We start from the raw sequence: 10,701 nt of genomic DNA on the forward strand, positions 1-10,701 counted from the left end.
GTTATTTCGCGGCGAGATCGTAGTAGACGCGGAAGCCGTTCCAGCTCCAGTTCTTCATGGCCTTGTTGACGCCAGCGACATTGTAGATCTGGAAAATGAAGGCGTGCGGCCCCTTCTCCATCATCTCTTTTTGCAGATCGATATACATCTGCTTGCGCTTGGCCTCGTCCTTCTCGAACAGGGCAGCGTCGACTTGCCTGTTCACGGCCTCATTGAAATAGCTTGCGCGCCAGCTCGGATACATGGTCTGCTTGGCTTCAGCCCGGTTGTCGGGGTTGAAAATCTGGCGCGAAGCATTGCCATGCGCATCCGGAACGGTGGTCTGCCAACCCATCAGCGAGGTCTGGAACTCGCGACCGCGAATTCGGCTGAACAATTGCGCATTGGCCATGCGCTCGATCTTGATCTTCACACCCACCTTGGCAGCTGCATCCTGAATGCTCTGGGCAATCGGAGCCGCATAAGGCGCGGTGCTGATGAACATCGTCGTTTCGAAGCCCTTCTCGTAACCGGCTTCCTTCAGCAATTCGCGGGCCTTTTCCACGTCGAGCTTGAAAGGCTGACCTTCCTTTTCGTCCAGCGCGCCGAAGGCGCCGAGCTGCACGAAGCTCGCACGCGGCACGCCGACATTATTGATGACCGTCTTGCCGAGACCCTCATAGTCGATGAGATAGCGCATCGCGAGGCGCACCTTCTCATTGGCAAAAATCGGATCGGCATTGTTGAAGTTCCAGTAGAACAGCGATGGTTTCAGCGAACGGGAAGCAGTTACCTTGTCCTGCGTTTCCAGATCGCGCAGGTCTTCCGGCGTCAGATCGCGGGCAATATCGATGTCACCTTTTTCAAGCAGCAGTCGCTGGGTTCCCGCTTCCGAGACATGGCGGATCAGCACCTGCTTGAGCTTCGGCGCTTCGCCCCAGTAATTGTCCGTCGCCTGAAGGATAACCACTTCAGCCGGGTTCCAGCGCATCAGCTTGTAAGGGCCAACGCATTCCGAGCGGGTGGCCAGATATTTGTTGCCCATGTCGTTATCGACCTGATTCTGCATCAGCACTTTCTGGTTCAGAAGACTGGCGACACGGTTGGCGGCGATTGCTGCCAGAATGAGATTGACCGGGTAAGGCTTGTCCAGCTTGAAAACGACCGTGTTGTCGTCCGGTGCCGAGATGGTCTGATCCACATTGTCCTTGGTGAAACCATATTCCGTCAGCGTTGCGGCATTTCCGAAACCGAGCTTGACCGCGCGCTGGAGCGACCAGGCCATGTCGCCCGCCGTCGCTTTGTCGCCATTGTCGAACTTCAGGTCGTCGCGCATGTGGAACGTGATCTGCAAGCCATCTTGCGAAACGTCCCAGCTTTTTGCCAGCTGCGGCACGATCTTGGTTTCGTCAGCCGGATCGAAATCAACCAGAGGGTCGCAGATGTTCTGGATAATTTCATTGGTTGCGGCTTCGCCGATCTGTGCCGGATCGAAAGTGCTGATAGCGTCGATATTCCAAGCCATGACGAGCGCATTGGGCGGTGATGCGGCTTCAGCCGTGAACGTCATAGCGCCCATACCGGCAGCAAGTGCTAGCGCTGTGGTGCGGCGCAGGATGGATGTCTTCTGTCTTGGCATTTTTATCCCCTTTTATGATTAGACTTTTACAAGAGGCGCCGCGCGCGAACGCGCGGCACGAACGGCTTTCGGTCAATCAACCGGGCGCGGCTGGAGCGGCGGGTTGACTTCAGGCGGGATCGGGCAGGTATAGGGTGTCTTCGCCGTGCGGGCCTTGTGATCGGCCTTGGCGTCGTTCAGGATTTTCTCGTCCTGTAGAACATCGAGCGCGGTGCCGGCCATTACCTTGGCGGCATAGACCATGCCCTTATGCGCGGCCGGCATCTTGCCTTGCGCGGTGATCTGCCAGGAATGGCCGGGCGAGCCGATTGCATGCGTCGCCACGCGAGCCTGAACAGTCGGCACGACCCAGCTTACATCGCCCAGATCGGTGGAGCCGATCATCGGCACACCCTTCTGTTCGCGCGGCAGGACATAGTCGCAAAGCGGCTCATTTTCCGCCAAAGGCTGGCCGACACGCAGATAATCGGTCTCGATGTCCTCCTTTGAAAGCGTCGCCTGAATCTTGGCCGCAAAGGCACGATCCGCATCATCGAACGGCACCCCGCCCAGACGCTCCATGTTGGAGTGCATCGCGATTTCGAGCGGTGTATTGCCGAGCAGGTTCGAAACTGCGCTCATGATGGAAATATCGACAGTCGTTTCCGTCATCATTGCAGCGCCGTGTGCAACTTTCTTGACGCGCTCATTAAGGGCAAACATGCCGGGCAGGTCGGTGGCGCGGATGGCATAACGCACCTTGGCCTTGGCCTGTACGACATTCGGCGCGATGCCGCCCGCATTGAGATAGGCGTAGTGGAGACGGCAATCGGAAGGGATGTGTTCGCGCAGATAATTGCAGCCGACGCTCATCAGCTCCACCGCATCCAGAGCCGAACGCCCCAGATGCGGTGCCGCGGCGGCATGGGAGGCCCGTCCGGTGAATTCGAAATCCATGCGGGTATTGGCAAGCGACTGCGCGTCATCGACCTGCGTAAACGAAGCCGGATGCCAGCAGATCGCAATGTCGACATCATCGAAAGCGCCTGCGCGCGCCATGAACGACTTGGCCGCACCGCCTTCTTCTGCCGGACAACCATAATAGCGCACGCGCCCTTTCTTGCCGGTTTTCTCCAGCCAGTCCTTGACGGCTGTCGCCGCCAGAATAGCGGCGGAGCCCAGAAGATTGTGGCCGCAGCCATGGCCATGTCCCGTGCCGGGGATCGGACGCGGTTCGGCAATGCCCGCTTCCTGGCTTAAGCCCGGCAAAGCGTCATATTCACCCAGGATGGCGATAACTGGCCCATCCTCGCCCGCTTCGCCCATCACGGCGGTCGGGATACCAGCCACATTTTCGGTGATGCGGAAACCTTGCTCCTTCAACATTCCGGTATGTTCGGCGCAGGACTTGTATTCGGTATAGGCGATCTCGGGCATGCCCCAGACACGATCGCTCAAGGCTTCGAAATCAGCCTTCTTCGCGTCCACCAGATCCCAGATCTCTTCACCATTCTTCACGGCGTACTCTCCCAACAATGCTTTTAAAGGTTCTCGTCAATGAAACGGGCCAGCGCACCGAACACACGGCGACGATTTTCGATGCGCGCAAAGCCATGGCCCTCATGCGGCACACGCAGATATTCGACGGGCTTGCCAAGGCCGCGCAGACACGAATAGACCATCTCGCTCTCGCATGGCGTGACGCGCGGGTCTTCCAGCCCGTGGGCGATCATCAGCGGCGCTGCGATATTGCCGATGCGGTTGATGGGCGAGAACCGCTCCAGTTCCTCACGCATGGTTTCAGCATGGCCATATTCGATGGCGCGCAGTTCCTTGCGCCACGGCCCAGTGGTCTGCAACAGGGTGAGGAAATTGGCGATCCCGTAATATTCGACGCCCAGCTTCCAGAGATCGGGATATTCAGTCATGGCCGACAAGACCATGAACCCGCCATAGGAGCGGCCAAACACGCCGATACGGTTCTCATCCACATCGCTGCGCGCCGCGACCGCCATGCGCACTGCCTTGAGATCGGCAACGCTGTCCATGCGCAATTCGCGATCATCCAGATGCTGATAGGCGCGGCCATAACCGGTGCTGCCGCGAATATTCGGCGCGATGACCATAATGCCGTGCGCCAGCATGTGCTGGATGTCCGCCCGGAAATCCGGCTTCCACTGGGCTTCGGGGCCGCCATGCACGATGATCATCACCGGATAGCCATTCGGACCCGGCGTACGCTCTGGCTTGTAGATGAAATAGGGAATGTCCAGACCGTCGAAACCTGCAACGCTCGTTACCGTCGGTTCGAGGAACGCCGGTAATCTGACCTTGGCCTTCGGCGCATCGGTCAGGCGGGTGAAGACGCCGCTTTCCACGTCGCAGCGCCAGATATCCCCCGGCGTCGCAGCACCCTCCATCGGCATGATCAGCGATGTGCCGTCCGGCGTCCATGCGACCGAAGCCACCACCGCAGCAAACGGCAATTCAAACTCTTTCAGCACCGCGCCATCACGGCCGATCAGCACCAGATCGTTCCAGCCCTGACGATTGAGGATGAGCACTATCCTGCTCTGATCCGGCGATATGGCGAGCGCTTCCACATCTTGGCCGTCAAAGGCGGCAAGCTCGGTCAAGGTCGACGCATCATCCGGCTTGACCATGACCGAGAGATATTCGCGTTGCTGGTCGGCAATCATCACAATGCCGGAGCCGTCCTTGAAGAATTTCGGCGCCTGATAGAGCGCCCGGCCTTCATGAGGCAGGATATTCTCATAAGCGCCGGTTTCGAGATCGAGGCGGCAGAAATCCTGATCCGTCATGGCGCGCTGGCAATCATTGACGAGAAGCGACTTGCCATCGGGCGCAAAAGCGGCAGGCGTGCGCCAGCCGATGCCCTTGTAAATGCATTTCGTCTCGCCAGTGGCGACGGTCATGACATGGATGTCCATATGCGAACGGTCGCGATAATTGGCGCCATAGGCGATCTGTGTGCCGTCAGGCGACCAGCAACCCCAGGCATGAACCACCGTCGTATCGGTGGTGAGAAGACGCGGTTCGCCTTCGGCGTTTTCGATCAGCCAGAGCTGGTGGCGTTCGTCACCGCCCCAGTCGGTGGTAATGAGCAGGTCACGGCTTTTGGGATTGAAGGCAAGATTGCCGACCGGCTCCGGCAGATTGGTGAGCTGGCGCGGCGTGCCGCCGGCAAGTGGGCGCGTCCAGACCTGTGCCGTGCCGCTTTCGTCGCTGAGATAGGCCAGAAGCTCGCCGTCCGGGGAGACAGCGGGCTTCACCGCCTTGCAGATATCGATGTAGTGCGTCATCGAAAGCGATATGTCGGCGGTCGTTGTATCGAACATCGAACTTTCCTCAATTCCAGAGATTGATGAATGGGGTCACGCCAACTGTCCTGCCAGCCGGGCCGATGCGGCGCTCAGTGCATCGGCCATCGGACCGATTGTCGACTGATGATTGGCAAGGGTGACGATGGTGAAACCGGCCTGCGGCCAAGCTTCCTTGAGCTTCCACGCCGTCATCATCGGCGTCACCGTATCGTAGCGCGCCTGTACGATTTCCGCGGGCAAGTGACGAATACGGTCGATATTCTCGATGAGATAATTCTCCGGCAAGAAAGCGCGGTTGACGCAATAATGGGTGAAAATGCGCGATACAGCCAAGGCCGCTTCCGGCTTCAGAAGTTTGGAAACGTGATCCGTGTTCGGTTCGAAGGTCTGTGTGCGTGCCGAAAATCCACGCAGGCTCTGGGCCGCTTCATGCTCCTGTGCCGGACCGCCCGAGGTGAGACGCTTATAATAAGCGGCCAGCAGATCGCCGCGCTCGCTCACCGGTATAAATTCGGCAAATTCCTGCCAGTGATCGGGGAAGATGGCGCGGCAGCCGTGGAACCACCAGTCGATATCCTCCTGTCCGCCTAGAAATATGCCATGCAGCCGAAAGCCGAGGCAGCGTTGCGGATGCGCAATGCCATAGGCAAGCGAGAGACACGATCCCCAGGAGCCGCCGGCTACCAACCAGCGCTCGATACCCAGTTTTTCGCGCAGGGCTTCTATATCCGCGATCAGATGCTGCGTGGTGTTTTCAGCAATTTCTGCGACAGGGGTGGAACGTCCCGCGCCGCGCTGATCGAAGGTAATGACGCGATAGGTATCGAGATCGAAACTGGCGACCTGACTGGCCGAAACGCCCGCACCGGGGCCGCCATGCAGGAACACCGCGGGGATGCCCCGGGGATTGCCATATTCCAGAACGGAAAGCTCATGCAGATCGCTAACCCGTAAACGGAATTCGTGCGTCGGAAGAACGACGGCCTCCGCTCCACCGAGTTCGATTGGATTCAAGCCTTTGAATTGCTGCGCATTTTTGGCGGAAGGATAAACCTCTCCCTCCGGAACGCGCTTGGCTTCCGTCATTCATTTTCCCCATTTTTGCGCTCGTTGGAAATGCGCGCCAGCCAACATTGCCCGAAGCAGATCTTCTTGCCTTTTCAAGAGCTTGAAGAAAACCCGGCGAGCAATCTCTCTTGACTGTCTTTTTTATTATTTGAAATTTATAGGCAGCAATTTTGGGGTTTGGCCAATGCAAATTTAGACTTGCCATTCCAATTTGGAATAGCGAGATAAAACGGCCGCTTGAAATTTTCGGCCACCTGTTTTTGGATCGTCATATGACATTGGTCCCGCAGCGCCAGCGAGACCAATATTGTCGATCAATATAGGAGGCCGAGTCGATGCTCGTTGAACCTGCCTCCGCGAGGGTCAGGAAGTTCTTTCGGCGCTACCGATAGATTCCAGTGTGAACCTCACCGTCCAGACCGCACCACGCGCGGTACATGCCCGGACTGTTGAAGGGCAGGCTGACGTTCCCATTGCGATCCACAGCGACAAGACCGCCTGAACCGCCGATTTCGCCAAGTTCCCGGACGACAGCGCCAGCCGCTTCATTGAGCGATTGCCCTGCCCAGCGCATGCGCGCATCCACTTCATGGCCCACGGCCCAGCGAATGAAATATTCGCCATGGCCGGTGGCCGACAGCGCAACCGTCTGGTCATCTGCCCACGTTCCAGCGCCTATAACCGGACTATCACCAACGCGTCCCGGTGTCTTGGCGGTCATGCCACCCGTGGAGGTGGCCGCAGCCAGATGCCCGAAGCTGTCTAATGCTACCGCGCCAACCGTCCCATGCTTACGGGCAGGGTCTCCGTCGTCCGCGGCACCGCTGCGGCGGCGCTCCATTTCGTCATGAAGCGCCTTGCGGCGCTGCTCCGTCGAGAACCATTCTGGAGCCATCATTTCGAGACCCGCAGTTTCACAAAACCGTCTCGCCCCTTCCCCTGCAAAGAATACATGCTCGGTCTGTTCCATTACAGCACGTGCCGCAAGAACGGGATTGCGCGGCCCACAAATTCCCGAAATCGCGCCGCATGCACGTGTTGCACCATCCATGATGGCGGCATCCATCTCATGCGTTTCATCCGTCGTGAAAACAGCCCCGCGACCGGCGTTGAACAACGGATTTTCTTCCAGGGCAATGACGGATGCCGTCACGGCGTCGAGCGCTTTCCCGCCACCCCGCAACACATCCAACCCGGCCTGCAGGCATTCGCGCAGGCTGGCGTGATAGGCCGCTTCCTTCTCCGGCGTCATATTGGCTTTGAGAATGGTTCCGGCGCCGCCATGCAGCGCGATTACAGGTACGAATTTAGACATCTGAACTCACTATTGAAGAGACTATCAAAGTCGAACAACTTGAAGAACCTTGCGATCTATCGAAATGTATCCGCCTGTTTTGACCGGTTCGTTACGCTTGGCGTACTTTCGAGTTCCTTGGGCAGAGGCGCACTGGAACAGCGGAGATGCATCTCGCGAACGAACAGTTTTCGTTTCTTCTCATCGTTCTCTTTTATAGCCGCAGCAATAGCCAGCCCGTAGGGACCTATGAGAAGCCCCGGTGCTAAATCGGAGGCTTTCTTTTCTCTCGCCTGATAATTCACGGCCTCTGCACGAATTTCCTCGCATTGTGGCGAAACCCATTTCGGGTCGTGCGGCGAGAGAGTGGCCGCATAATTCTGCGGTGCAGTCGTGCATCCAACTACGATCATGGACACCAGGCAAACGATCCCTGCCCCTAAACGTTCGATTACCATTTCATTCCGTTTCCGTGCGCGACAGGTTTCGACCGTGATTCGATCATTCTAATCTGCAACATTGCTGTTGCCTGCAAGTATAGCATCTGCGGCCAACCCGCCAGCCATGCGATAATCGTCTGACCATTCTTCATCGTCAAACACGCAAAGCGCAATCGTCGCGCATCGCTGCCTTTCCCTGAGTATAGCAAGCGCGATTGCGTCAACAGGTGCTATTTTTTCGTCGGCCTCTGAGACTTCGAGCCACAAATTGCTGGCCGTATCTACGATGTCACGGGGAAATTCCATGCCCTCTGCCTTTTAAAGTGCTCCATTGCGCAGCAATTTCCGCTCGTCGAATCACAAATTTGTACGCGCCGTTTTTATATCGTTTCATAGTTCGACGTGTCAGACACTTCTCAGACACTTCTCAACAACGCCGAATTGAATGAACAAAAAGTGCCAGCCCGTAGATATATCGACTGGGTACACCAGCTACTTACCCGTACCGTCAGAAAACCTGTTTGCCTTATAGGTCAGGCTTCCCGGGTCAGCAGCCTCCACGTCGATCCGGATATTTCTGATTTCGATGGCATGTTGGTCAGGCGGGAAATCCAATATCTGCCCCGTATTCGGGGTTTGCAGATCCCTGGCGGTGTAACCACGGATTTCAAAACGCATCCTGCCATCGACAATGCCCAAATAAACGATATCAAAAATCGTTCCGGACTCGTTGGGATCGTATTCATCAGGATTCGGTATCTCCGACCCTTTTGCATAATCGCGCGGAGGGACGATGGGATCGCCGCTTAGAACGAACTGCGTCTGGCCAAAGGTAGCAGTTGCCGGTGCAGGATGGTGCGATGTCTCTTCAGTGCCTACTGAAACCTCTGCACCCGCAGCTTGTTGGGCATGCAAGTCAGCCGGAAAACTCAGAACACAGCCTGCGATCAAGAATATTGCAAGCCATCGACTTGTCTTTGAACGTTTATCCATCGCCTGTTCTTTTCCTGAATCGCAAGTTAACGCCGCTCTTTTGACCGAAATGCGACATGCAGGCAATCCTTCCTATCACACGCTGTTCTCGCTGAAGGCATGGCAGGAACTGTCACGATTTTATGACTGCAATCGCTAGCACCTTAGGATAGGGTCGGCGTGGGAAGATCACCGTCGGAAACCTCAATAGAGAGGCATGGCATGACCGTTGAAGCCAGATCTGTTCGCATCATTCGGACAGTTGTTGAAACGCTGCGCCCACAGTTCAATGTGGAGTTATGGGACGGTACGCGCATAGGTGCATTCGACGGTCCGTCCCTGGTGATCAATGATCCGACGATCGTTCGGCAACTCCTTCTCAAACCGAACTACGATTCACTGATCGATATCTGGACCTCAGGTCGGGTGGATATCAGCAATGGTACAATCTTCGATCTCGCCAAAGCAAAAACCAACGGAAGCGTAAAGAACAGGTTGAAGGAGTTGCCAAAATGGCAACTACTCAAGGACCTTCCAGCTCTTCTTTTTGCTGGTAAAGCCAGTGGGCGCGAAGTTCTCGACGGCAAGGAACCTTTCGTCAGCGGATCAAGCAAGGAGGCGATCACGCATCACTACGATGTCTCCAATGAGTTTTACCGCTTATTCCTGGACGAGCGGATGGTTTACACGTGTGGCTACTTCACGGATTGGGCAAATGATATCGACCAGGCCCAGAAGGACAAGCTGGAGCTCATCTGCCGAAAACTACGATTGAAGCCGGGTGACCGTCTTCTGGATATTGGCTGCGGTTGGGGCGCTCTTCTGATCTATGCGGTACAGAATTTTGGCGTCATTGGCACCGGCGTTTCATTGTCGGAAGCCCAGACGGCGCTGGCGCGCGAAAGGATCAGAGAAGCAGCACTGGAAGACAGGATTACCATCCACGTCAAATCCTATGCCGAGCTTGACGGTCAGTTCGACAAGATTTCCTCTGTGGGAATGTTCGAGCATGTCGGTATCGCCAATTACGACAGCTATTTCAGCGCTGTGAACCGGCTTCTACGCCCCGGTGGGCTTTACATGCATCATGCAATCACGCGACGCATGAAAAAGGACAAGAAATCCTTCAAACGCAAAAGCGCCGAGCACAAAGCACTGGTGAAGTACATTTTCCCGGGAGGAGAACTCGATCATCTGGGAATGACGGTAGAAAACCTGGAAGGACATGGCTTCGAAGTCCACGACATCGAGAATCTGCGCGAACACTATGGCATGACATGCCGGTTATGGTGCGAGCGTCTCTATAGCAATTTCGATAAGGCCGTCGCTGAAATCGGCTATCCGAAAGCGCGTCTCTGGCTGCTGTATCTTGCGGGTTGTTCGCTGGCATTCGAGCGCGGCACCGTCCAGATCAACCAGACTGTGGCTTCAAAACGCAAACGCGGCATTTCCGCCGTACCTCAAACAAGAGCCGATATTTATACCGATTTCGGAAAGTCCCGCTTAGCGACTCGAAGCGCTTCAGACAATGTCCAAGAATAGAAAAAGCCCGCAATCACGCGGGCTTAGATGTATCTCGATGTTCTCCGGTGCAGGCCTATGCCGGACGCGGGATCATTCCCACTCAATTGTAAACCACCTGAAAAACCCCATATAAATCAGTGTCTTGACACCATGCCTATTTGCCGAACCATGAAAAATACCATGCTCAAATCAGAGGGGTAGACCGCGCTCTGTATCGGCGTCATCCGACCTCTCATCACCTGCCGAGGCCGTGGCCATCTGCCGCAACAGAATGGCCAGCTCGGCCGGATTGCCGTCGCGGCGGACTTCGGCCAGCAGCTCCGCTGCATAGGTAGGATCGGCGCGGAAGTGCTCGGCCATCGCCGCATCATGCAATCTATCTTTCATTTGGCACCGTCCTCCTTGCTGGTAGCACCATAGAATATGTGCGATTCCAAGACAATTTCAGCGCGGCCATGAGCT

At 56.3% G+C, this 10,701-nt stretch carries 10 protein-coding genes; 1 reads left to right on the top strand and 9 read right to left on the bottom strand.

The annotated features are described in order from the left end of the window. Nucleotide 1 precedes the first annotated feature (1 nt). The 8 genes from AC0TOF_RS10245 to AC0TOF_RS10280 form a co-directional block, all read right to left on the bottom strand. Nucleotides 2–1,618: an ABC transporter substrate-binding protein gene (locus AC0TOF_RS10245; protein WP_473768154.1), complete on the bottom strand. Its 1,617-nt coding sequence runs from the start codon at nt 1,616–1,618 to the stop codon at nt 2–4. Between the two features lie 72 nt (nt 1,619–1,690). Beyond that, nucleotides 1,691–3,115: a M20 family metallopeptidase gene (locus AC0TOF_RS10250; protein ID WP_473768155.1), complete on the bottom strand. Its 1,425-nt coding sequence runs from the start codon at nt 3,113–3,115 to the stop codon at nt 1,691–1,693. Nucleotides 3,116–3,138: 23 nt separating this feature from the next. Beyond that, nucleotides 3,139–4,956: a S9 family peptidase gene (locus AC0TOF_RS10255; RefSeq protein ID WP_473768156.1), complete on the bottom strand. Its 1,818-nt coding sequence runs from the start codon at nt 4,954–4,956 to the stop codon at nt 3,139–3,141. 36 nt (nt 4,957–4,992) lie between these two features. Beyond that, on the bottom strand, nt 4,993–6,027 hold the full coding sequence (gene pip / locus AC0TOF_RS10260; RefSeq protein WP_473768157.1) for a prolyl aminopeptidase: 1,035 nt from the start codon (nt 6,025–6,027) through the stop codon (nt 4,993–4,995). A gap of 364 nt (nt 6,028–6,391) precedes the next feature. Further along, nucleotides 6,392–7,324, bottom strand: a complete 933-nt coding sequence (locus AC0TOF_RS10265; protein ID WP_473768158.1) for an isoaspartyl peptidase/L-asparaginase family protein — start codon at nt 7,322–7,324, stop codon at nt 6,392–6,394. 56 nt (nt 7,325–7,380) lie between these two features. Further along, the gene (locus AC0TOF_RS10270; RefSeq protein WP_473768159.1) at nt 7,381–7,761 is read right to left on the bottom strand and encodes a hypothetical protein; all 381 of its coding nucleotides are present in this window, start codon (nt 7,759–7,761) and stop codon (nt 7,381–7,383) included. A gap of 48 nt (nt 7,762–7,809) precedes the next feature. Further along, nucleotides 7,810–8,049 (bottom strand): hypothetical protein, encoded by a 240-nt coding sequence (locus AC0TOF_RS10275; protein WP_473768160.1) that lies wholly within the window; start codon nt 8,047–8,049, stop codon nt 7,810–7,812. Nucleotides 8,050–8,235: 186 nt separating this feature from the next. Next, nucleotides 8,236–8,736 (bottom strand): hypothetical protein, encoded by a 501-nt coding sequence (locus tag AC0TOF_RS10280; protein WP_473768161.1) that lies wholly within the window; start codon nt 8,734–8,736, stop codon nt 8,236–8,238. A gap of 201 nt (nt 8,737–8,937) precedes the next feature. Here AC0TOF_RS10280 and AC0TOF_RS10285 point away from each other — a divergent pair, with 201 nt between their 5' ends. Beyond that, nucleotides 8,938–10,257 (top strand): class I SAM-dependent methyltransferase, encoded by a 1,320-nt coding sequence (locus AC0TOF_RS10285; RefSeq protein ID WP_473768162.1) that lies wholly within the window; start codon nt 8,938–8,940, stop codon nt 10,255–10,257. A 171-nt stretch (nt 10,258–10,428) separates the two neighbouring features. Here the strand turns inward: AC0TOF_RS10285 and AC0TOF_RS10290 are convergent, their stop codons facing one another. Beyond that, nucleotides 10,429–10,626 (bottom strand): addiction module antidote protein, encoded by a 198-nt coding sequence (locus AC0TOF_RS10290; RefSeq protein WP_473768163.1) that lies wholly within the window; start codon nt 10,624–10,626, stop codon nt 10,429–10,431. Nucleotides 10,627–10,701: the final 75 nt, after the last annotated feature.

The sequence above is a fragment of the Ochrobactrum sp. PL_is501 genome, assembly GCF_055816895.1.

What these genes read in the sequence shown, in the direction of transcription:
- AC0TOF_RS10245 (WP_473768154.1), bottom strand. Translation starts at nt 1,618, where the DNA reads ATGCCAAGACAGAAGACATCCATCCTGCGCCGCACCACAGCGCTAGCA.
- AC0TOF_RS10255 (WP_473768156.1), bottom strand. Translation starts at nt 4,956, where the DNA reads ATGTTCGATACAACGACCGCCGACATATCGCTTTCGATGACGCACTAC.
- pip (WP_473768157.1), bottom strand. Translation starts at nt 6,027, where the DNA reads ATGACGGAAGCCAAGCGCGTTCCGGAGGGAGAGGTTTATCCTTCCGCC.
- AC0TOF_RS10265 (WP_473768158.1), bottom strand. Translation starts at nt 7,324, where the DNA reads ATGTCTAAATTCGTACCTGTAATCGCGCTGCATGGCGGCGCCGGAACC.
- AC0TOF_RS10270 (WP_473768159.1), bottom strand. Translation starts at nt 7,761, where the DNA reads ATGGTAATCGAACGTTTAGGGGCAGGGATCGTTTGCCTGGTGTCCATG.
- AC0TOF_RS10275 (WP_473768160.1), bottom strand. Translation starts at nt 8,049, where the DNA reads ATGGAATTTCCCCGTGACATCGTAGATACGGCCAGCAATTTGTGGCTC.
- AC0TOF_RS10280 (WP_473768161.1), bottom strand. Translation starts at nt 8,736, where the DNA reads ATGGATAAACGTTCAAAGACAAGTCGATGGCTTGCAATATTCTTGATC.
- AC0TOF_RS10285 (WP_473768162.1), top strand. Translation starts at nt 8,938, where the DNA reads ATGACCGTTGAAGCCAGATCTGTTCGCATCATTCGGACAGTTGTTGAA.
- AC0TOF_RS10290 (WP_473768163.1), bottom strand. Translation starts at nt 10,626, where the DNA reads ATGAAAGATAGATTGCATGATGCGGCGATGGCCGAGCACTTCCGCGCC.